General features: G+C 69.5%; 18 protein-coding genes and 1 tRNA gene. 5 read left to right on the plus strand and 14 right to left on the minus strand.

Annotation, left to right across the window (positions count from 1 at the left end; genetic code table 11):
- The first annotated feature begins 72 nt into the window (after positions 1-72).
- Positions 73-855, plus strand: a complete 783-nt coding sequence (locus tag CITRI_RS0110175; RefSeq protein ID WP_029139223.1) for an MIP/aquaporin family protein — start codon at positions 73-75, stop codon at positions 853-855.
- A gap of 80 nt (positions 856-935) precedes the next feature.
- On the plus strand, positions 936-2,150 hold the full coding sequence (gene fdhA / locus CITRI_RS0110180) for a formaldehyde dehydrogenase, glutathione-independent (RefSeq protein WP_029139224.1): 1,215 nt from the start codon (positions 936-938) through the stop codon (positions 2,148-2,150).
- Between the two features lie 101 nt (positions 2,151-2,251).
- On the opposite strand, the gene CITRI_RS0110185 is transcribed toward fdhA, so the two are convergent.
- A complete protein-coding gene (locus tag CITRI_RS0110185; protein WP_010144686.1) occupies positions 2,252-3,502 on the minus strand; it encodes a serine hydrolase in 1,251 nt (416 codons plus the stop codon).
- A 90-nt stretch (positions 3,503-3,592) separates the two neighbouring features.
- Complete coding sequence (locus CITRI_RS0110190) at positions 3,593-4,444, minus strand: class I SAM-dependent methyltransferase (RefSeq protein WP_040386272.1); 852 nt, start codon at positions 4,442-4,444, stop codon at positions 3,593-3,595.
- A 252-nt stretch (positions 4,445-4,696) separates the two neighbouring features.
- Between CITRI_RS0110190 and CITRI_RS0110195 the strand changes: the two genes are divergently transcribed.
- Positions 4,697-5,107 (plus strand): universal stress protein, encoded by a 411-nt coding sequence (locus tag CITRI_RS0110195; RefSeq protein ID WP_010144688.1) that lies wholly within the window; start codon positions 4,697-4,699, stop codon positions 5,105-5,107.
- 57 nt (positions 5,108-5,164) lie between these two features.
- Here CITRI_RS0110195 and CITRI_RS0110200 read toward each other — a convergent pair whose 3' ends face one another.
- The 7 genes from CITRI_RS0110200 to CITRI_RS0110230 form a co-directional block, all read right to left on the minus strand.
- Positions 5,165-7,753: a cation-transporting P-type ATPase gene (locus CITRI_RS0110200; protein WP_010144689.1), complete on the minus strand. Its 2,589-nt coding sequence runs from the start codon at positions 7,751-7,753 to the stop codon at positions 5,165-5,167.
- A gap of 107 nt (positions 7,754-7,860) precedes the next feature.
- Positions 7,861-8,103: an acyl carrier protein gene (locus CITRI_RS0110205; RefSeq protein ID WP_010144690.1), complete on the minus strand. Its 243-nt coding sequence runs from the start codon at positions 8,101-8,103 to the stop codon at positions 7,861-7,863.
- Positions 8,100-9,443, minus strand: a complete 1,344-nt coding sequence (locus tag CITRI_RS0110210; RefSeq protein ID WP_010144691.1) for a dihydrolipoamide acetyltransferase family protein — start codon at positions 9,441-9,443, stop codon at positions 8,100-8,102. The genes CITRI_RS0110205 and CITRI_RS0110210 overlap by 4 nt, the downstream gene beginning before the upstream one ends.
- A 29-nt stretch (positions 9,444-9,472) precedes the next feature.
- Positions 9,473-10,453, minus strand: a complete 981-nt coding sequence (locus tag CITRI_RS0110215; RefSeq protein WP_010144692.1) for an alpha-ketoacid dehydrogenase subunit beta — start codon at positions 10,451-10,453, stop codon at positions 9,473-9,475.
- 4 nt (positions 10,454-10,457) lie between these two features.
- Positions 10,458-11,450: a pyruvate dehydrogenase (acetyl-transferring) E1 component subunit alpha gene (pdhA, locus tag CITRI_RS0110220; RefSeq protein WP_010144693.1), complete on the minus strand. Its 993-nt coding sequence runs from the start codon at positions 11,448-11,450 to the stop codon at positions 10,458-10,460.
- Positions 11,447-13,114, minus strand: coding sequence for an acetate--CoA ligase (gene acsA / locus CITRI_RS17310; RefSeq protein ID WP_010144694.1), 1,668 nt, complete (start codon positions 13,112-13,114; stop codon positions 11,447-11,449). The genes pdhA and acsA overlap by 4 nt, the downstream gene beginning before the upstream one ends.
- A 547-nt stretch (positions 13,115-13,661) precedes the next feature.
- Positions 13,662-13,735, minus strand: a tRNA-Met gene (locus CITRI_RS0110230).
- 824 nt (positions 13,736-14,559) lie between these two features.
- Here CITRI_RS0110230 and CITRI_RS0110235 point away from each other — a divergent pair.
- The gene (locus CITRI_RS0110235; protein WP_237709041.1) at positions 14,560-15,636 is read left to right on the plus strand and encodes a M14 family zinc carboxypeptidase; all 1,077 of its coding nucleotides are present in this window, start codon (positions 14,560-14,562) and stop codon (positions 15,634-15,636) included.
- Positions 15,637-15,717: 81 nt separating this feature from the next.
- Here CITRI_RS0110235 and CITRI_RS17315 read toward each other — a convergent pair whose 3' ends face one another.
- Positions 15,718-15,990: a DUF1622 domain-containing protein gene (locus CITRI_RS17315; protein ID WP_010144697.1), complete on the minus strand. Its 273-nt coding sequence runs from the start codon at positions 15,988-15,990 to the stop codon at positions 15,718-15,720.
- A 53-nt stretch (positions 15,991-16,043) separates the two neighbouring features.
- On the opposite strand from CITRI_RS17315, the gene CITRI_RS17320 reads away from it, so the two are divergent.
- A complete protein-coding gene (locus tag CITRI_RS17320) occupies positions 16,044-16,229 on the plus strand; it encodes a hypothetical protein (protein WP_010144698.1) in 186 nt (61 codons plus the stop codon).
- 297 nt (positions 16,230-16,526) lie between these two features.
- Here CITRI_RS17320 and CITRI_RS17325 read toward each other — a convergent pair whose 3' ends face one another.
- The 4 genes from CITRI_RS17325 to CITRI_RS0110275 all read right to left on the minus strand — a co-directional run bounded on the left by CITRI_RS17325 (position 16,527) and on the right by CITRI_RS0110275 (position 21,722).
- Positions 16,527-16,910: a transcriptional regulator gene (locus tag CITRI_RS17325; RefSeq protein ID WP_010144699.1), complete on the minus strand. Its 384-nt coding sequence runs from the start codon at positions 16,908-16,910 to the stop codon at positions 16,527-16,529.
- Positions 16,900-17,376 (minus strand): hypothetical protein, encoded by a 477-nt coding sequence (locus CITRI_RS0110255; RefSeq protein WP_010144700.1) that lies wholly within the window; start codon positions 17,374-17,376, stop codon positions 16,900-16,902. The genes CITRI_RS17325 and CITRI_RS0110255 overlap by 11 nt, the downstream gene beginning before the upstream one ends.
- A gap of 472 nt (positions 17,377-17,848) precedes the next feature.
- On the minus strand, positions 17,849-19,402 hold the full coding sequence (locus CITRI_RS0110265; protein ID WP_010144701.1) for an S-layer homology domain-containing protein: 1,554 nt from the start codon (positions 19,400-19,402) through the stop codon (positions 17,849-17,851).
- Between the two features lie 880 nt (positions 19,403-20,282).
- On the minus strand, positions 20,283-21,722 hold the full coding sequence (locus CITRI_RS0110275; protein ID WP_010144702.1) for an FAD-binding protein: 1,440 nt from the start codon (positions 21,720-21,722) through the stop codon (positions 20,283-20,285).
- Between the last annotated feature and the right edge of the window lie 617 nt (positions 21,723-22,339).

Consider the following 22,339-nt stretch of genomic DNA (forward strand, 5'->3'; position numbering starts at 1 on the left):
CCAGGTCAGTTGCCTTTAGTTAACCAATTCATTTCGTTAACTATCCCTTGGTCCCGACACGAAATGTGGACAATGTCTCCGACTCTGATGCGCCGGTTGGTGGCCGAGATGCTGGGCACGGCGGTGCTGGTGATCTTCGGCGTCGGCACCGTGCTGGCGGCCCTGACGGCCGGCAACGGTGAGCTCACGTATCCGGGAGTGGGGTTCATCTCCCTGGGTTTCGCCATCGCCGTCGCCGTGGCCATCTACGCGTTCCTGGCCGTGTCCGGTGCCCACATCAATCCCGCCGTGACCTTCGCGCTGGCCGTCACCCGGCGCTTCCCCTGGGCCGAGCTGGTGCCCTACGTCCTCGCGCAGCTGATCGGGGCCGCCGTCGGCAGCCTGCTCCTGGTGGCCTCGTTCGGGACCCGGGCCGTGGACATGGGCAGCGGTGCGACGGCCCTGGGCGCGGGGGTCTCGTACGGTCAGGGCATCGTGGCAGAGGTGCTGGGGACCTTCTTCCTGATGCTCGCGATCATGGCGGTGGCCGTCGACCGGAGGGCGCCCAAGGGGTGGGCGGGCCTGATCATCGGACTGGCCGTCGCGGGCGCCATCCTCGTCATCGCCCCCCTGACCGGTGGCTCACTGAACCCGGCGCGGACCTTCGGACCGAACCTCGTGCAGACCCTCTTCGGCGGCGACGTCGTGTGGTCCCAGTACCCGCTGTACGTCATCGGCCCCTTCATCGGCAGCGCGGCCGCCGCGCTGGCCTACGACGTCATCGCCCGCCCCCGAGACGTCCCCGAGCCCGAGCCGCGCGCCGACGATGAGTCGATGGCGGAAGAGCACGGCCAGAGACCCGAATCCACCGAATAGACAATCACCGGATCGCGATCACAGCGATTGTTCTCGGTCCGCATCACGCGGTCGGGGGACAGCCATCGAGAGGAAGAACCATGACGGGAAACCGTGTAGTCGTGTACAAGGGCCCAGGCGAGGTCGCCGTCGAGACGATCGACTACCCCAAACTCGAATTGCCCTCCGAGGTCGCCGGCAAGATGGGCATCCAGCAGAAGGCACCCCATGCCGCCATCCTGAAACTGGTGGCCACCAATATCTGCGGAAGCGACCAGCACATGGTCCGTGGCCGTACCACCGCGCCGGTCGGCCAGTCGCTCGGCCACGAGATCACGGGCGAGGTCGTCGAGACCGGAGACGACGTGCTCTTCGTCCAGGAGGGCGACATCTGCTCGGTGCCCTTCAACATCGCGTGCGGCCGTTGTCAGATGTGCAACGAGGGCAAGACCGGTGTCTGCCTCAACGTGAATCCCGCCCGTCCCGGCGCGGCCTACGGTTACGTGGACATGGGTGGTTGGATCGGCGGCCAGGCGGAGTACGTGATGGTCCCCTACGCGGACTTCAACCTGCTCAAGTTCCCGGACCGGGACCAGGCCCTCGAGAAGATCCTCGACCTCACCATGCTGTCCGACATCTTCCCCACCGGGTACCACGGTGCATACACCGCCGGCGTCACGACCGGATCCACCGTCTACGTCGCGGGCGCCGGCCCGGTGGGCCTCGCCGCGGCCTTCTCGGCGCAGGTGCTGGGTGCCTCGGCGGTCATCGTGGGAGACATGAACGCCGACCGGCTGAAGCAGGCCGCCAGCTTCGGCTGCGAGACGATCGACCTGAGCCAGGAGGGCGCCCTGCCGGACCGTATCGAGCAGATCCTGGGCGTCCCCGTGGTCGACGCCGCGGTGGACGCGGTGGGATTCGAGGCCCGCGGCCACGGCGCCAATGCCGCGGAGGCACCCGCCACGGTCCTCAACGACATCATGTCGGTGACCCAGGTGGGCGGTGCCCTGGGTATCCCGGGCCTGTACGTCACCGGGGATCCGGGGGCTGTCGACGAGAACGCCAAGGTCGGCCAGATCGGTGTGCAGCTGGGCACGGGGTGGGCCAAGTCCCTCTCGTTCACCACGGGCCAGTGCCCGGTGAAACGGTACAACCGGAAGCTGATGAAGCTGATCCTGGCCGACAAGGCCAATATCTCCAAGGCCGTCAACGCCACGACCATCAGCCTGGACGACGCTCCCCGGAGCTACAAGGAGTTCGACCAGGGGGCGGCCAGGAAGTACGTGATCGATCCGCACGGGATGATCCCCGCCTAGGACGGCACGCCCACGCGGTGGTGGGTCGCCGGGAGCCGGGCAGTCGCCGGGCACCCGGCGACCCGCACGACGGGGTGCGGACAAGGGGTGTGGACGACCGGTCAGTCCCCGACGGGATAGATCGAGTCGACCAGGGTCCGGGCGATCGTCGTCGCCGGGTCCCGCCCATCCGGCGTGGGCGCGAGGTTCGCCCACACCACCAGGGTGATGTCGCGGTCCGGGTCGTGTCCCATGAAGGAGTTGTAGCCCGGCAGCTCTCCCGTGTGACCGTATAGTTCGCCGAACTTCGCGATCGCCAGTCCGTAGCGGGCCGACGCCGGCTGGTCCCCGCCCGTGGACCGGGGACTCTCCATCCTCAGCCTCTGGAACTCCTCGTCGAGCAGTCGGCCATCGGTCAGGGCCTCGGCCCAGTCCGCCAGGTCGTGGGCCGTCGAGATCCCGCCGCCGGCGGCCCAGCCCCAGGAGGGGTTGTCGAACGTCCGGTCGACGGGGTCGAGGGCCCCCGACCGGGCCTGCTCCTGCATCCGTTCCGGCAGCGCGGGGGGCGTGCCCATCGTCAGGACGTTGGAGCCGAACATGTAACCGTGCGCGTAGGGTTCGGGGATCCGGTTCGACGACCGCGCCGGGAACAGGGTGTCCGCCAGGCCCAGCGGCGTGAAGAGCCGGTCGGCGAAGATCCTCTCCAGCGGCTCTCCCTCCAGCTGTTCGGCCACGAGTCCCAACAGGACCGTGTTGGTGTTCGAGTACTCCCAGCCCTCACCGGGGGCGAAACTGGGCGGGTGCTCCCACGAGATGGCCAGCAGGTCCTCGGGGTCCCAGGCCCTCTCGGGGTCCTCGTCCATCGCCTGGTTCAGGCCCCGGTCGAGCGTGTAGTTGTACAGTCCGCTGCGCATGGACAGCAACTGCTCGATCGTGATGTTCTGGCCGTTGGGCACGTCTGGCCGGTAGGCGGCGATGGGATCGTCGAGGTCCAGCACGCCCTCCTGCGCCAACTGCAGGATGACCGTCCCTGTCCAGGTCTTGGTGTTCGATCCCACCCGCAGATGATGGTCGGATCGGGGCGGCAGCGTCTCGTCCGTGCTGACGGTGCCGTACGAACCGAGGACCTCCCCCTCCGGGGAGCGCAGGAGCATGAACGCACCCGGGACCTCCAGCGCGGCGGCTGCGTCCTGGAAGGTGGCCTGGAGCTCGCCGGCGTCCACGTTCACCGTGTCCGAGGCTGCCGTCGGCCCGGGGGAGGGGGTGGAACAGGCCGCGGTCAGGCCGAGGACAGAGGCCAGGGCCATGACGGTCAGGACCGCGCGCTGTCGCCGGCGGCGTCCGGCCAGGAGGGGAACGGCGGGACGCGACATGGCGACTCCTCACGGCAGTGGCATCCTCGTCCGAAGCCTAGTGACGCACCTTGACGCCGGCCAAGACTCCATCGGTCCGCGCAGGGTCTCTCACTCCAACGCCGCGTCCTCACCCGCCGCCAGCGTGAAGATGCCGTAACGCATGGCACCGGTGCGGTAGGCCAGGATCAGGCGGGGCACGGTGACGGCGAAGACACGATGGCGTCCGCGCAGCGCCAGGTGGCGGGCGTCGCGATCCAGGGCCAGGGACTTCAGCAGTCGGCGGGCGCAGATCGTCCAGGTGCGCGCGACGCGCCGGCTGACGTCCTCGTAATCGGTGACCGTGAACCCTGCTGCCCGTGCCATGGCCTCGTACTCCTCGCGCGTGCCCATCGAGGGCAGTCGCCCTTCGCGGCAGATCGGCTCCAGCAGGTGGCGGACCTTCCACTCGCTCGCGGCGGGATCGGCGAGCCAGGCACAGACGACGAGGCGGCCGCCGGGTGACAACACCCGGTGGGCCTCGGCGAAGAACCGGGGCTTGTCGGCCATGTGCTCGCTCGACTCGATGGCCCAGGCGGCGTCGGCCGAGCCCTCGGGCAGCGCGTTGGCGAACCAGTCGCGGTGGTGGATCTCCACACCGGGCGTGGGATGTGCGGCGGCCTGGTGGGCCTGTCCGGCGGACAGCGTGAAGCCGGTCACACGAACCCCGTGCCCGGTGGCCAGTTGTCTGGCGGTCGCCCCGTATCCGCATCCGATGTCCACGCACGCCTCGCCGGGCCGGAGGCGCAGGCGATCCCCGACCGTCTCGACGAGGGCCTCGACGGCCTGGGCGGGCGTCTCGCGACCCGTCTCCCACAGTCCGTGATGGACGTGCTCACCCCACACCCGGCGATAGACCGGATCCAGTTCGTCATAGTGGTCGGCGACCGCCACGGCGTCCTGGGGGGTCTGGGGGACGATCACGCCGTCACGGTACACCGCCGGTCACTGCCGGCAGAAGGTCTCGGCTGACGGGCCGGCGCCGCGGATGCCGGCAGCGTGGATGCCGGTGCCGTGGATATTGTGCGGCCCGGCCGGTGGCGCCTAGGGTGACTGCACGATCGAGTCGCGGCCGGTCTGCTTCGCCCCTCGTCCGGGGGCGGATGGCGGATGTCCGGTGCCGCGAGTGGTGCAGACGACCCGTAGGGGGACACGGTGCAGGGTTCGCAACAGATTGTGGTCGGCGTTGACGGGTCCGAGGCCTCATTGCAGGCCCTGCGGGAGGCCAGGACCCTGGCCGAGTCGCTGGGGTGCACGCTGAAGGCGGTCACGGCATGGGAGATGCCGGTCACGGCCGCCGAGTATCCCTACCGGCTCGAGTACAACTTCCAGGATGACGCCCGGGAGCAACTGGACGATGCCCTGCGGGCGGCGTTCGGCGACGACCGTCCCCGGGGCCTGGAGACCGAGGTGAGGCAGGGCCCGCCGGCCCGGGTCCTGCGCGACCTCGGTGAGGGGGCCCGGATGGTGGTGGTGGGCAGCCGGGGCCGCGGTGGATTCGCGGGCCTGTTGCTGGGCTCGGTGAGCTCTGCGGTGGCGGCCCATGCCACGTGCCCGGTGCTCATCACGCACCGCAGCAAGGACTGAGGCGAGCACCGGCGAGCAGAAAGCGGCGCCACGGGAGCGGTCCGGTACCGGGGAGTATCAGCCTCGCCTGCGGTGACGGAACGTCTTGTGGAGCCCGTCCACGATTAGGAGCGCCGGGACGGCGGTGAGGGCGATCAGTGTTCCCACCGGTGGCGGGGGCGCGTGGCCCAGTGCGCCGGCCAGTGGCGGGATGAAGAGGAAGCCCAGGAGCAGGACGCACTCGGCGGCCACGGCCCAGAGCAACAGGTGGTTCCCGGTCCAGTCGAGCCGCCAGGCGGGCCGGGCGGCACTGCGGCACCCGAACGCGTTGGCCATCTGCGCCAGCACCACGGTGGTGAAGGCCGCCCCGGAGGCCGCGGCCAGGAGGGCGGGTGCCGGCTCGGCCCCCCAGGTCCACCCGGCGGTCCCGAGCACCACCAGGAAGGCGAGCATCTGGATGAGGGCCTGAGTCGGCCCGAGTACCCCGAAGACCCGGACGAGCAACGGCGCGTCCATCAGGTGGCGTCGTTCGGGCGGCTTGAGCAGGACCCGCTGGCCGGGTTTCTCCGCGCCCAGGGCCAGCGCCGGAAGCAGGTCGGTGCCGATGTCCAGGCACAGGATCTGCAGGACGCCCAGTGCCAGCGGCACGTTTCCCCCGGACAGGGCCCAGATGACGAAGGGGGTGAGCTCTGCGACGTTGTCCGTGAGGTGGTACGTCAGGAAGCGGCGGATATTGGTGTACGTGGCCCGGCCCTGTTCGACGGCGGTGATGATGGTCGCGAAGTCGTCGTCGAGCAGGACCAGGTCGGCGGCCTCCCGGGCGACGTCCGTTCCGGATGCACCCATGGCGACGCCGATGTCGGCCTCGTTGAGCGCCGGGCCGTCGTTGACCCCGTCTCCGGTCATCGCGACCACGTGTCCGCGGTGCTGGAGCGCGCGGGCGATGGCGAGTTTCTGTTCCGGTGAGACGCGGCTGACCACGATGCCGTCCCGGTCCAGGAGGATCCCGAGCGCCCGCTCGTCCTGGGGCAGGTCCTTGCCCTCGACGACCACGGGGGTGTCCAGGCACAGACCGGTCTGCCGGGCGATCGCGAGGGCGGTGACCGGGTGGTCCCCGGTGATCATGGCCACCTTGATGCCGGCCTGGCGGGCCTGGCGCAGGGCCGGGGGGACACTGTGCCGCGGCGGGTCCTGGAGGGCGATCAGGCCGACGAGGGTCAGGCCGTGCTCCAGCTCTGATGCGGTGGTGTCCTGCCCCGGGGATTCCGTCCGGCCCAGGGGACGCCGGGCCACCGCCAGGACGCGCAGGCCGCGGGCGGCCATGCCGGACAGGACCCTCGAGGCCAGGCCCACCTGGTCACGGTCGAGGCACAGGGTCAACACGTTCTCCGGGGCGCCCTTGACCAGGAGGTCGCCCCCGACGACGACCGACTCCCGGCGCCGGTCCGGGTCGAAGCCGAACCGCCGGGTGATGGGGGTGGCGTGCAGGCCCTCCGGGCCGGTCAGGCGGTGCGCCAGGGCATCGAGTGCGGCCTCCATGGGGTCGCCGTCGGGCAGCCAGTCCTCCTCGTGCTGACGGATACGTCCCCGGGACGCCGCCCGGGCCGCCCACGCCGCATCGGTCGCGGCGGCACGGGCCGGTGGTGGTCCGTCCACCGTCGCCACGGGGTGATACCCCTCGCCGTCGATCGAGACGGTCCCGGACGGCGTCCAGACCTCGACGACGTTCATCCTGTTCTGGGTCAGCGTCCCGGTCTTGTCCGTGCAGATGAACGTCGTCGATCCCAGCGTCTCCACCGCCTGCAGGTTCCGCACCAACGCGTTGCGGCCCGCCATCCGCTGGGCTCCCATGGCCAGGGACAGGGTCACCGTGGGCAGCAGTCCCTCGGGGATCATCGCCACCGCCGCACCGATGGCGAAGAGGAACGCGTCCCTCAGCGGTGTTCCCGCCAGCAGTGAGACGCCGCAGAAGGCGGCACCCAGGCCCAGGGCCACCGAGGAGAGCATGCGGACGATGCGGCGTAACTCGCGTTGCAGCGGCGTGGGTGGCGGTACCGCCTGACCCGTCAGGGTGGTGATGGCCGCCAACCGGGTTGCCGACCCCGTCGCGGTGGCCTCGGCCTCGGCGGACCCGTTGGCCAGGAACGTGCCCCCGAAGCCATCGCTGCCCGTGCCCTTGACCACGGGCATGCTCTCCCCGGAGAGCATGGACTCATCCACCGTGCAGCTGTCCGCCTCGACGAAGCGCACGTCGGCAGGCAACCGGTCACCGGCCGTGAGGATGATGATGTCACCGGGCACCACCTCGGAGGCGGGAATCGGCATGCGCCGGCCATCCCGACGCACCGTGACCTGGGCGGGCAGGAGCTCCCGGAGCCGCGCGGCGGCCTGGGCTGCCCGTTCCTCCTGGGCGAAGGCGAACACGCCGTTGATCACCACCACGGCGATCACCGCGATCGACAGTTGCGGCATGCCCGCTATCCACGCCAGCCCGGCCGCGCCCCAGAGCAGGACGGCGAAGAAGTGGGTGAACTGGCCCGCGAACCGCCGCCACCCGGGCACCTGATGGATGCGGGGGAGCTCGTTGGGTCCCGACTGCCCCAGCCGCCGGGCAGCCTCCGCCGAGGTCAAGCCCGGAGGTGAGGCCTCACGGTCCGCGGTGTCCATGGGGGAGGGGCCTACCCGCGAGCCCTGCGCCCGGTGCGCGGGCCGTGCGTCGAACGCTCCATCGTGATCACGTCAGCCGGGGTCGTCCACCGTCGGTCCCCGCGACCTCAGGCGTGCTCGGCGACGTAGGCGATGAGGGAGGCCACGGTGCCGACCCGTCCGTAGTCACCCTCCGGGACGTCCACGCCGGCGTGACGCGCCAGGTGCTCCACCAGGGCCAGGAAGTCCAGTGAGTCCAGCTCCAGGTCCTGGCGGAGCCGGGAGCGGTCGTCGAGACCCTGGGTCTCGACGTCGGGGGCCACCTGCGAGGTCGCCGCGTACACGGCCGCGCGTGCCTCGTGCTCGTTCATAGGTCCTCCGGTCGCTGCAGCATCTCGTCGACGAGGTCGAGGAAGCACCCTCCGCGCAGGCCGTCGCTGACGCGGTGGTCGGCCGAGAGGGTGGCGGTGACGGACTGGCGCACCGCGAGCATGCCGTCCTGGGCCCAGGGCCTCTCCCGGACGCGGCCGAAGCCGACGAGCGCCACCTGCGGGGGGTAGATCACCCCGTACACGGTGTCGACGCCGAGTTCGCCCAGTGCGGTGACGGTGAGGGTCGGGTCCGCGATCTCCGCTCGGCGCAGGTGTCCGGTGCGGGCCCGGGTGACGACGTCGCGCAGACGTTCCATCAGCTGGTCCACGGTCAACGTGTCCGCGTCGTGGATCGCCGGGGCGACCAACCCGCCCTCCCGCAGCGCGACGGCGACCCCCAGGTGTACGGCCTGACTGGGGCGGAAGCGTGCCTCGGTGTAGAAGCCGTTGACCTCCGGCACCTGACGGGCCGCCAGGGCGCAGGCCTTGAGCAACAGGGCTGCCGGGACCAACCGGGCCGAGACGGACCGCTGCGCGTTGACCGCGTGCATCCACGCCACGGCGGCCTGCAGGTCGATGGTGGTCCCCAGGTAGTAGTGGGGGATGGTCTTCTTCGACCGGGACATCAGTGTCCCGATCCTGCGGCGCAGCGCGGTCGCGCGCTGCCCCGTGTCAGGGGGTGCCGGTGCGGGCGCGGTCACCGGTCCCGGGCCGCGCGGCGCCCCGGGGCGATCGTCGACGTCCGCGGGCTCCTTCTCCCTCGCCGCGCGGAGGACGTCCTCCCCCGTGACGGCTCCTCGCGGGCCGGTGCCCGCCACGGTGGTCGCGTCGATGCCGAGCTCGCCGGCCAGCCGACGCGCTCGCGGTGAGATGCGGACCGGCCGCACGGAGCCGGCGTCGTGCCGCTGCCGGGCCGCGGCGCGCTCCACGTCCGCCCGGGTGACGTGACCGCCCCTGCCGGTGCCGGTGATCCGGGTCAGGTCCAGGCCCAGGCCGCGGGCCAGGCGCCGGACCGGCGGCGTGGCCGACGGCGTCCCTGCCCCCGGTGACGGCGTCGTGTGCTCCCGTTCGGCCTCCACCTCCGCCTGGGCGACGGGAATGCCGGCCGGCGCAGTCACCGGAGTGGCGGTGACGGTGGCCGGCGTGGGCGTGATGCGGGCCATCGGAGCGCCGACGGCGAGCGTCTCACCGGGTGCGGCGAGCAACTCGGCGATGACGCCGTCCTCGAAGGACTCCACCTCCATCACGGTTTTCTCGGTGTCCACGGTGGCCATCACGTCACCCCGGCGGACGTAGTCACCCGGTGTGACCAGCCATTCCACCAGCTTGCCCCGCTCCATGTCCGCCCCCCAGCGAGGGCATCCGGAACTCACCCACCGCCGCCCACCGCCTCGCGGGCCGCGGCCACGACCCGCTCCGCGCTGGGCAGGGCGGCCAGCTCGAGGTCACGGGCGTAGGGAATGGGGACCTCGGCGCTGCAGACCCGCGCCACCGGGGCGTCGAGCTCGTAGAAGGCCGACTCGGTGATCCTGGCGCTGATCTCCGCGGAGAGGCTGCCGCTGCGCCAGCCCTCGTCCACCACGACGGCCCGGTGGGTCTTGACCACGGTGGCCAGGATGGCCGCGTCGTCCAGGGGGCGCAGCGTCCTCAGGTCCAGGACCTCGGCCTCGATGCCCTCGGCGGCCAGCCGATCGGCGGCCTCCAGGGTCAGCGGCAACGTGCCGCCGTAGGTGATCAGCGAGACGTCACCGCCCTCGCGCCGGACCGCGGCCGCATGGATGTCCACGGGGCCGGCGTCCTCGGCGAGCTCCCCGGACAGGTTGTACAGCGAACCGTGCTCGAAGATCAGGACGGGGTCCGGGTCCTCCAGGGCCGTCCACAGCATCCCCCGGGCGTCCTCCACGGTGGCCGGGGTGAGGATGCGCAGGCCCGGCACGTGGGCGAACCAGCCCTCCAGGCTGTGGGAGTGCTGGGCCCCCAGCTGGCGTCCGGCCCCGGTCGTCATGCGGATCACCAGGGGCACGTTGAACTGCCCGCCGGACATGTGCAGCAGGGTCGCGGCGTTGTTCACGATCTGGTCCAGGGCCAGCAGGCTGAAGTTGACCGTCATGATCTCCACGATCGGCCGCATCCCGTTCAGCGCGGCCCCGATGCCGGCCCCCACGAAGGCGGACTCAGACAGGGGGGTGTCGCGGACCCGTTCGGGACCGAACTCCTCGAACAGCCCGAGGCTGACCGCGAAGCAGCCGCCGTAGGCACCGACGTCCTCGCCCATCAGGAAGACCCGGTCATCCTGCAGCAGCGCCTCGCGGATGGCGGTGCGCATGGCCTCGCGGTAGGTCGTCTCCATGTCCTCACCGCTCGCTGTAGACGAAGCGTTGCAGGTCGTCCAGGGGCTCGGGGGCCCCCGCCTCGGCGAACCGCACGGCCGCCTCCATCTCCGCGGCCACCTCGCGGTCCAGCGCGTTCCAGTCGTCCTCGGAGAACCGGCCCGTCGCCTCCAGGGAGCGGCGGAGCGACAGGATGGGATCCCGTTCGGTCCAGCGGGCGACCTCCGCCTTGTCCCGGTAGCGTTCGGGGTCGAACATCGAGTGGGCCCGGAACCGGTAGGTGCGCAGTTCCAGGAAATGCGGGCCGCCGCCGGCCCGCACGGCGTCCACGGCCCGACGGGCCGACTCCTCGACCGCGAGCACGTCCATGCCGTCGACGCTCCAGGCCGGCAGCTCATAGGCGGCGGCCTTGAGGGCCAGGTCCGTCTGGGACTGGGACCGGGCCAGTGCCGTGCCCATGGCGTAGAGGTTGTTCTCGCAGCAGAAGAGCACGGGCAGCCGCCACAGCGCGGCCAGGTTCAGGCTCTCGTGGAACTCGCCCTCGGCGGCCGCGCCCTCGCCGAAGAAGCACGCGGTCACCCGGGCCCGTCCGGCCATCCTGTCCGCCAGGGCCATGCCGACCGCCAGGGGCAGGCCTCCGGCGACGATCGCATTGCCCCCGTAGAAGTGCGTGGCAGCGTCGAACAGGTGCATGGATCCACCCCGCCCGCGGCAACAGCCCTGCACGTGGCCGTACATCTCGGCCAGGATCACTCCGGCCGAGACGCCGCGCAGCAGCGCGTGTCCGTGTTCACGGTAGGTGGCCACCACGGCGTCCTCGGGGCCGAGCGCGGACATGACGCCCGCCGCCACGGCCTCCTCACCGATATAGACGTGGAGGAACCCCCGGATCCTCGCAGCGCTGTAGAGCTCGACGCACTGTTCCTCGAGACGGCGGACCCGCAGCATCTGGCGCAGCAGGTGTCCGGCGGCCTCAGGGACGGCCGGGGATCCGGTGGGTGGCGTGCGGTGGGTCATCCCTGTACCTCCACGGTCGATACGTCGCCCTCTGGCAGGCCGAGTTCGCGGGCCCTGAGCAGCCGGCGCAGGATCTTGCCGCTGCGGGTCCGGGGGAGCGAGGGCGTGAAGTCCAGGAGCCGCGGTGCCACGGCGGGTCCCAGCCGCCGGCGGGCGAAGCCGATGATGTCCCTGCGCAGGTCATCGCTGGGGTCGTGTCCCGGATGCAGCTCGACGAAGGCCTTGACCACCTCACCGGCGACGGCGTCCGGCAGGCCGATGACCCCGGCCTGGGCCACGGCGCCATGTTCCATCAGCAGGCTCTCGACCTCGAAGGGGCCGATCAGGTGACCGGAGGACTTGATCACGTCATCACCGCGGCCCACGAACCAGTAGTAGCCGTCGGCGTCACGGCGGGCCAGGTCGCCGGTGAGGTACCACCCGGCCACGAAACACCTGCGGTACCGCTCCTCCTCGCCCAGGTAACCGCGGAACATGGACGGCCACCCCGGTCTCAACGCCAGTTCGCCCACGGTGTCCGGGTCGGTGACCAGGGTGGCCCGGCCACCGCGCAGCACCGGCTCACCCTGCTCGTCCCGCGCGATGAGGCCCGCCTCGACACCGGGCAGGGGCCGTCCCATGGAACCGGGACGGATGGGCAGGGCCGGCAGGTTGGCGATCATGATGCCTCCTGTCTCGGTCTGCCACCAGTTGTCGTGGACGGGATGACCGAGGACCTTCCGGCCCCAGACGACCACTTCCGGGTTCAGCGGTTCCCCGACGCTGGCCACGAACCGTAGCGCGGACAGGTCCTGGCCGCGGGCGGCCTCGTCGCCGGCCTTCATGAGCATCCGCAGCGCTGTCGGGGAGGTGTACCAGACCGTGACCCGGTGCTCCGCCAGGATCCGGTACCAGCGCAGCGGATCCATCTCCTCCTCGTCCACGACGGTGGTGATGCAATGGACCAGCGGGGCGATGATGCCGTAGGACATGCCCGTGACCCAGCCCGGGTCCGCGGTGCACCAATAGACGTCCTCCGGGTGCAGGTCCAGGGCGAAACGCCCCGTGGCGTGGTGTGCGACCACCGCCTCGTGGACATGGACGGCCCCCTTGGGCCTGCCGGTGGTGCCGCTGGTGAAGTGCAGCAGGGCCATGTCCTCCGCCTGCGTCCTGGCGGTGCTCCCATAGGGTGGCGCCCGGTGCATGAGGTCCTGCAGGTCCAGGGTGCCCGGATCCGCGTGACCGTCGGCGTCCACGAGCAGGACGTGCCGGAGCCCCGGCAGCGCCTCGCGGACCGGGGCGACCTTCTTGCGGTACAGGGCGCGGGTGGTCACCAGAACGCGGGCATCGCCGAGCTCCAGGCGCATCCGCACCGGTTCCGGGCCGAACGCGGAGAACAGCGGGCAGAAGACACCGGCGTGCTTCAGCGTCCCCAGCACGGACGCGTACAGTTCCGGTCGTCGCCCCACCAGGGAGAACACCCGTTCCCCGGCGCCGACGCCCAAGCCCCGGAGCACGCTGGCGAACCGGTCCACCACCTCGGCCAGGTCGCTGTACGTCAGCGACCGGACGTCGCCGTCCGTACCGACGAACCGCAGCGCCTCGTGGCCGGCACGCGCACCCGCCGCATGACGCTCGACGGCCTCATAGGCGATGTTCAGTCCTCCACCCGGCAGTCCGGACAACTGCCGGCGGGCCTGCTACCAGCTGAAGCCGGCGCAGGCCGTGTCATAGTCCTCGAGGTTGGGCCGCACGGTCCAGGACAGGGGGTCCTTGGGGATCTCCTGCCATCGCGTGACCGGCCCGGGTGGTGCAACCATGGTCTGGACGGCTTTCCGAAGCAGAACGGGAACTGGCAGACGGTGGGACTGTCCTGGTCCATAGCGTGGTGGCTGGGATGCGCAGCGTCAAGGTTCCGCGTCGACCCGTCAGGATCGGCCCCCGACGGGGTCCGCGGGCGGTGCCGGTGGTCTCGGCGCCAGGGGGATGACCGTGCGGAACTTCCCGCCGGGACCCTGCTCGCCCCCCCGGCACGTTCGCCCTGGTGGTCCCGCGCCAGGCATCCATGACGTGTTCCCGCTCCGCCGCCAACGGAGGACGGCACCCCGTCGGCAGGACGAGTGCAGCTCCCTGCCGCACGACACCCGGACGTGGACGGGGAGGATGTCCACGGCGCCGGATGCGGCGAGGAAACACGAAGACCCCGGCCCTGAGGGGCCGGGGTCTTCTTCGTTGCGGGGGCAAGATTTGAACTTGCGACCTCCGGGTTATGAGCCCGGCGAGCTACCGAACTGCTCCACCCCGCGTCGGAACACCCCACACTACAGGTCCATCGCCGCTCTCCCAACTCGAGCTGCCTCGCGTGCCACCGGACGTGCCGGCGTGGCCCCGCGGAATCGAGGACATGCCGGGATTGGAGGGGGGGATTCCCGGCATGTCCTCGACCGATATCGAATCTAGGCCCGGACCGCGCTCGCAGGCCCCGGGGGCCGGTACCCCAGGGCTACCCGACTTGCCCCGATGCGCCGCACGGTGATCACTCGTGCTCGAAGCGGTCGCGCGACGTCTCCGGCGAACCCGCCCAGGGCTGCCGCCCGCTCGGGGTGGCCCTCGGCGTGGAGATGGGCGGTGCAGGCTGAGCACGGTCAGCGAGACAACGGGACCGACGGTCGTGATCATGGCCCCTGCGACCGTCGACAACAGCCACGTGCCCGTATTGCTGCTCATGGCCAGCGTGAACGGCGCTCGGCCCTGCTCCGCGGCTGCCCTGTCACCGTGCCGTCCGAACACGGTCACCGGGACCGCGCACGCGGGCCGCGTCCCGGGGATGCATCATCGGCTGTGCACGGGCCGATATGGACCCCATCGACCGTTCGGGCCGTCCGACGAGCAGTCAGTCCACGGTTCAGGCCGCAACCTTGAGGTGACATGGGACACATCTAGACTGCGAGAGGGCCACGGTCACCGATGATCGTGGTCCTGACCAGTACGTATGTCACCGTGACACCACGGAAGAATCCTCAGGAGGGTCATGCAGTCCACCCCACGATCCACACGGCGCGGCCGCCTTGCGGCCGTTGTGACCGCGGCGTCTTTGGCGCTCGCGGTGCCGGCCGGCGTCGCACCCGCGATGGCGGACGCGAATTTCCCCTCTCCCAGGGGCGAGACCACCATCTCCAGCATCCTGACCCCTGCGGACGTGGAGAAGGAGCTGAAGAAGCTGGAGCAGACCTCCCGCTTCGCCGTGGACGTCTTCACCCTCGCCGAGGCCGGGACGTCCGTGAACACCTCCGAACAGGGCCGCGACCTCTACGTCGCCACCGTGGGAACGGGGCCGGAGGACGTCTGGCTCCAAGGACGGATCCACGGCAACGAGCCCTATGGCACCGATTCGTTGCTGACCCTCCTCAAGGACCTGGGGACGAATGGGTCATCGGACTACGACCTCCTGCGCGAGAAGTACACCTTCCACATCATCCCGATGTACAACCCGGACGGCGCCGAGGCGAACATCCGCCATACGCTCCTGTGGGACGACGTGACCGGATCCCCCGAGCTTGGTGGGAACGGGCGTGAACAGCGCGTCGACCTCAACCGGGACTGGACCGCGAACGGTTTCGCCGCGAAGGAGTCCCTGGCCTTCTATGAGTACTGGACCATGGTGGATCCGGCCTTCGGGGTGGACATCCATCACCAGGGCCTGAAGAAGGAATGGGGGTCAGGCGATGACGTGACGCTGTCTCTCGGCATCTCCCTGGCACCCGGCGGGCCCACCTTGCCCGGGCTTGAGGGAGGGGCCTACGACGTCCTGACCCGGCAGATGCTCGTGCACGTCTACGACCAGCTCTCGAAGTACGGATCCATCAACATGGACCGCTATCAGGTGGGCAATGGGATGGAGATCGACATCAAGGGCGGCGTCGTCTCGGCCATGATGTTGGGTCTGGACCATGAGGGGATGAACCCCGAAGGGCACACCAACCCGGTCGTGTTCTTCGAGACGAGCGGGAACACCTCCGATGGCAGCCTGGGACAGAAGGCCCGCGGGAAGTCGGTTCGACAGAACGTGCTGGCACTGAAGGAGCTCCTGCTCGGGATGGCCACGGGAGAGGTGCAGCACGAGGATCCGGAACGGTGGGAGGAGATCCCGCACCAGCCGGTGACCGGATACCAGACGGACTACGCCGGCAACATTCCGGTCGAGTAGGCAGGGCCCGGGACCAGGGGTCCTCCTGCCGTGCGGCGGGAGGACCCCTCGTCGTGGTGTCATCGCCGTCCGTGCTGGGGGTCAGCGCTCGCCGGCACCGACACGGTCCTGCGTGTCTGTCGCGGGGACCACGGTCCGGATGATGTCCGCGGCCATGAACAGTTCCAGCCCCAGCAGGATGGACCGCCCCAGGCGTCGTCGATACTGGTGATAGACGTCTGTCCGATCCGGCCCCTTGCCGAGCAGTGCCCCGGCGGCGATGGAGCTGGCCACGGCGATGCCCACCACGATCGCCACCACCCCGGTGATGTCCACCGCCTTGCCCACTGCCTCCATGGCGCCCTGGAACTCCACGGACGTCTCCCTTCCCCTGCAAGTCCCACGCCCGTGCCTGCGCACTCGACGCCGTGCCGGTCCGGGACATCATCGGCGGGGAGAACCATACGGTGGGGATCCACCACAGTCATGCGGTCAGGAATGGCAAGACCCTGGATCAGGACACGGTCACCGTGTTCGTCCTGCGGGACGGCAAGGTCATCGAGTGCAGGGAGTTCCTGGAGGACACCGCCGCATCCGACGCGTCCTGGGCCTGAGCCCAGTCGCGGCCGGCACCGAAGCGTCCCGTGGTGCCGTACGGTGCCCTTTGCCGATGATCACGACACGCTTCCTGGCCCTGCGGAGTTCGATCTCCAGCTCGTGGACTGAGGGCGCGTTGGTGATGTCTCGAACGCGTCGTCGATCTGCTGAAGGACCAGTCGATGGTCGAGGCAACCAGTGCGTCCCACCTCGTGCCGGCACCCGCCGCCGCTCGCTGTGCACGGGTCGATCGTGCGTCACCAGCATGACGGGCTGGCCGCCCCAGGCGGGAGGCCTCAGGCGGCGCGTCGGCTTCACGGGGGGTCAGCCGACGTGGTGGAGAGCCCGGCTGCGATCCGCTGAAGTTCTTCCATGTGCGCGTCGAAAGCCTGCCTGCCGGTCCGAGTCTGCCTGATCCAGGTGAGTCGGCGCGCATCGGCGCGGGTCGGTGAAGGACTCTTGGTCATCGATATGTAATCCGCGGTGAGGAGCACTTTGAGGTGCTTGGACAACGTGGCGTCCGTGGTCCCCAGGGTGTCACGCAGTACCGCGAAGTCGATCTCCTCGAGGTGGCGAAGAACCCCGCAAATGCGAAGACGGAGAGGGGCGTGGATGGTGTCGTCGAAAGCGGCCTCAGCGGCCTCAGCGGCCTCAGCGGCCTCAGCGGCCTCAGCGGCCTCAGCGGCCTCAGCGGCCATGACCCAGGTCCTCTCGGTACAGGCGATCGAACCATCGTCCGCCGAACAGGACCACCACGAAGCACGCTGCGGCAGGTGCCAGCACCCACCACGCGCTCAGCGACGCCACCAGGCCGTAGGACGTGCTCAGCAACACGAGGGTCACCACGAGCAGGGCCGTCAGCACCGCACCGGCCCGGACACGAATGCGTCCCACGCGTACTCCGGAGAGCCGTTGGTAGGCGATCAGCACGACGATGGTGCCGACGATGAGACCTCCCACCACCGCGTTGCGTGGTTCGCTGGAGCGGACGGCTGGTGTGGCCACGTAACCGGCGACGATCATGGCCACGAGTGGGTAGAGCCACCCGGGTGCTGCGAGCCGCTCCGCCAGGGTCGCTCGGTCGGATTCCAGGTCCTGCAGAATCTGCTGTGCCTGCATGCTGGACGGTCGAGCGGTGGTGCCGGCGGAGGAGTTGTTTTCCATATCTGCAAGTGAATCAGTTTCCTCGTGGGAAAGTCAATGGCGGGGTGCAGCGTCGTCCTCCTCCCTCGCGCGCGGACCGTTTGCTCGGGGAACACCGATTCAGGCGGTGTGGCAGCGCGAGGCGTGCCGCAGAGCACCGATGTGCTGTGGCGCGGGGGCGTCCAGGGTGCCGTTAACGTAAGGGTGCCTCGTCCGTCGCTCGCGCCACACTCACGCTGCCCGTTGCGGTTCGGCGTACAGGCTCACCAAGTACCGCCCCGGCTGGGAGAAGAAGTCCTCCACGTCTTCCACCGTGTCTGGGAGCAGGATCAACGCTTCGGGTTCCACGGCAGACCGACGGTCCTCACACATCTGCAGTCCATTCATCAGGCGGACCCCCGACCTTTCGTCGCACCGGGAGGCGCAAACGGCTCAGGCCGGCCGGTGCCGGTAGGGCGCCGACCGGCCTGTGCCGTGTCATGGTGCTGCCGGGTCAGTCGTTGAAGACCGTCTCGACGAACTTGGCCATCTCCCCGCGGGTGATGTCCCGGCTCGGGCGGAAGGTGCCGTCCGTGTAGCCGCGGGTGGCCCCGGTGGCGTACAGGTAGCTGATGGCCTCGAAGCGGCTGTACGTGGCCGGGATGTCCGTGAACGGGCTCCTGGACGGTGCGGTCCAGTCCTCGTCGGCGTGGTCGGCCAAGTAGATGAACTGGGCGGCCTCCACGCGGGAGACCGGCTTGCTGGGCTTGAAGGTGCCGTCGGCGTAGCCGGCGATGCCCATCGAGCGCAGCCAGGTGGCCGCCGCGTAGTGGGCCGAGGTGGGCTTCATGTCCGTGAACGGGCTGGTCTTCGGGGCGACCCAGTAACGGCCCTCACGGGCGGTGAAGGGGTCCACGTGCTTCTCCCCGTAGGCGCGCATCAGGAACGTCGCCAGCTCGCCGCGGGTGATCTCGCGGGTCACGCCGAAGGCCCCGTTGGACTGGCCGGCAGAGATCCCCTCGCAACCCAGCCACTGGATGGACCCGAAGAACGCCCCTCCGGGCTTGACGTCCGTGAAGGACACCGGGCACAACTCCCCGTGGGCCACTGCGGCCCAGGGCCGGTCGAAGGACGCAGCGGGTTCGGCGAGCTCCACGGTGTCGGACAGGCGGTGGTAGTCCCCGTCGAGGTTGATGGTGGTCCGGGCGGTGACCTGCTCATCGAAGACACGGCCCGAGGTGTCCACGGCGTTGACGGTGAACCGCTCATCCTCAAACAGACCGCCGTCCAGGCGGGCCCGCACCACGCCCTGGGCGCAGGAGACCCGGCCATGGCGCCCGTTCTCGGTGCCCTCACCGGCGGAGGACGCCAGCCCGGTCACGTCACCGCAGGCATCGGCCGCGTCCAGGGTCAGCGACACGGATTCGGCCGGGCCCTCAGGAGTGTGCACGTACCAGTCCACATCCCCGTTCCAGAGCAGGTCCGGGCGCAGCTGCGGCTCATCCGCATCAAGGGTGTCTGGGCCACCGCGGCCCAGGGTGACCTTGTCGGTGAACCGGTTGCCGAACGCGTCGCTGGCCTCGAACGACTTCGTCAGGGACCGCTCGGCCCAGTAATACTGCGGGGCCTGGGCGGGCAACTCCAGCGTGCCGCAACCACCCTTGGAGGTGGCCGGGCCGGAGACCGGGTAGATGGAGATGACCGACTCCGTGATGGGCACCTCGGTCTCCAGGCCCGCGGCCAGGCTCTCTACCCGGAAGGTGTTCTTCCCGGCGGTGTCCTGGACGGTCAGCTCCCCGACATCCATGAACCGCTCACCGAGCTCTTCATAGTCGGCGATGGGCGTGGCCTCCAGGTAGATGTCCTCCACCCCCTTACGGGCCGCAGCCCCGGGGGCCAGACAGAAGTCGACAGCCACCGTCAGGTGGTCATCCTCGGCCGTGAGCTTGTCCTCGACGATGGAGATGTCCTGGACGTACCCGCCGTACGGGGCGATGGTCTCGGCCCCGGAGGCGGCATTGGCCGGGATCGCCGACAGCGATCCCGCCACCAGCACGGTGCCGAGCACCGCGGCCGTGGCCGCCCTCCTACTGGACGCGGGCGGTCGGGGTGCGGGCAATGACGTATGTGTCAATGGAGGGTCCTTTCGTCAGGTGCGTGCGACAGCGATGGCGATGACAGGAAGAACTGCCACTCATTTCCGGCACGGCGAGGACCTCACCCCAGGGGCCGCGAGGAGCAGCAGGCACACTCAAGCTATCCGTCGTTGTGTCGAAAACCGCTCTTCACTAGGCCGAACGGTGATTCGGAACCGAACCGTGATCGAAACCTGCCCCCCGGGGCGCCATGGCCGTGAGAAGCGCAACCTCCGGTGTGTCCCTGGGGGAGAGGCAGTCAACGGGTTCGCGGCAGGGGATCGAGACCACCGGCGTCGTGGGACCTGTGCCCGTAGAGCATTCAACGCGCGTGTCACGGGACTCCGGACGCAGATACATCACGCAGGCGACAGCCGCCCTGGATTATCCCGTTCATGGCCAGGTCCTGCACGGTGAGATCTCAACCTTCAGCAGTGCCTGAAACTGCTTCGGGTCCACGGCACGGTATCCGGACCCGCCTGGGCCCCGGGACAACTCCTCACCGTGTACGTCGACCCCGTGAACCCCGAGCGTTTCGCCCTGGTCTGGGGTGGTGTCCGCAACGTGCGCGAGGCCCGGAAGCTCTGACGCCGAACCGCCACGCGAGGTAGCCACGCTCGGCCTCCGACCGCGGCGGCCACCCACGAGTCAGCGGACCCAGTATGGAGAGAGACCATTCCGCCGACGGTCATCCGATGCCGACACGCAGCGATGCGGAACATGTGTTCCCCATCCCAGAGGAGGCTCGCGCGCGAAGCCTTCCAGTGAACTCCATTGCCCCGTGCCGTGGCATGCCCGTGGCCTGTTCCAGAGCTAGGACGTGGTCCCTGCGTTATCGGGAATGACGTTGTGGTTGAGGCGGAAGAGGTTCTCCGGGTCGTAGCGATTCTTCAGGGCCACCAGCCGCTCGTACTTGGCGGGTCCATAGGCCCGGCGTGCCGTTTCTGCCGCCTCCTCCGCTCCGGCTAGGGGTTCACCGATGAAGTTGACGTACTGTCCTGCGGCAGCAAAGGGCTGGAACCGGGCGTGGGCCGTCCGGGCGAACACGCTGAGCCGCTGGTCCTCGGCCGGGTCGGTCCAGAAACCGGTGATCTCAACCCAGTACCTCGCCGAGCGATCGGGAAAGGCGGTCGCGTCGTCGGGGATCCGGCCGAAGACTCCGCCCATGGTGTAGATGCTGATCGCGGTCCCGAACCAGGTCAGCTCCGAGGCCACATCCACGAGCACGTCACGTGCTGTCTCGTCGAGTCCGGTGATGGGTTGGTTCTTCAAGTAGCTCCGGGAGCCCGGGGGCAACATCTCGTCCATCGCGGACTGCCAGACGGTCCAGGAGGTCGGGGAGGTCTCCTCCGCATCGGGGGCCACCGCCGACCGTAGGCGCTCGATCAACCCCCGGCCGGCGTCGTAGTCATCGGAGCCCCACACGCAGCCGACCATCATCCAGGGTTGCTCGCCCATGCCCAGCTCGGGCGGGAGCACAGTGAAGGTGATGCCTGCGTTCATCTCGTCGGGCAGCTCCTGGGCCCACCGGTCGAAGGCACGTAGGGCATCTCGCCAGCGCGCGGGCCTGTAGAAGAGGTTGGCGCACAGGACCTCTGCCGGCAGCGGGTGTGCCCGGAAGGTGAAGGACGACACCACGCCGAAGTTCCCGCCTCCACCGCGCAGGCCCCAGAACAGCTCCGGGTTCTCCTGCTCACTGGCATGCAGGTGCTCACCGCGGGCGGTGACCAGTTCGGCGGCGACCAGGTTGTCCAGACTCAGCCCGTGGGTCCGGGTCAGCCAGCCGACCCCTCCGCCGAGGGTCAGCCCGGCGACTCCGGTCATGCTGACCTCCCCGAGCGGCACGACCAACCCGTGGGCGGTGGTCACCCGGTCGACGTCCGACAATCTCGCCCCAGGTGCCACGGTCACCAACCGGCGTTCGACGTCTACCTCCACGCTCCGCAAGGCGCCCAGGTCCAGCACCAGACCGTCCTCGACCGTGCTGTGACCGGCGATGCTGTGCCCGCCCCCGCGCACGGCCAACGCCAGGCCGGTGCTCCGTGCCACCTCCAGCACTGGGCTGATGTCCTGCACGGCGCCTGCCCGGATGACGGCGCGTGGACGCCGATCGATCATCCCGTTCCATACCGCGCGAGCCTCGTCGTAGAGGGGGTCCCGCGGCTCGATCACCGAACCGACCAATCGTCTGCTCAGCTCCTGCAGGGCACGGCTCACGTCCTCCGTCCCACTGTTGTCCTGCGCTGTGTTCATCGGTCTGCTGCTTCCCTGCGTGAGTCGGGTTTCTGGTGATGGGATCAGTCTGTGGAGATCTGGTCGAGACCACCTCGCGATCCTGTGCGCGATGGCGCTGTGTTTTCCCCGGGGCCAATCCAGTGACGCTGTCCCACAGGGCGCTGCACTGGGACAGTTGGTAAGCGGGGGCTCCAGAATAGGAATCACCGACGGGCGCCGACAATAACCGCCCGACCGCCTGAGCCCGCCACGTTGTGCCCGACGGCTCGAACCGGATCTTCCGGGGTCACCATGCCGCCACCGAGGACGCCTGCGCCTTCTAGAAGGCCTGGCGCCTCCTCCGCGCCGACTGATGATGGCGTCGTCAATAGGCGGCGGCCTATGACGCAACGACCAGGGGCAGAAACGCGCGGGACCACGTATGCGTTGAGTGGGATGGAGTAGTCGCTGTACTGATCTCAGTGCCTGACGAGTGCGGACCACCCTAGGGATGGGCGAGGGCCGAAAGTACTTTTAGGCCGTGAGGACAAGTGCCCATCCGGCCCAGCCCGGGGACGGTTGTGAATGACCGGAAGACGTCGTGGGAAGCGTGATAGATCGACGACGAAAATCACTATCACGCCAATTCATGCGTG

Origin of the sequence: Citricoccus sp. CH26A (assembly GCF_000224415.1) — a bacterium.
Classification (GTDB): domain Bacteria; phylum Actinomycetota; class Actinomycetes; order Actinomycetales; family Micrococcaceae; genus Citricoccus.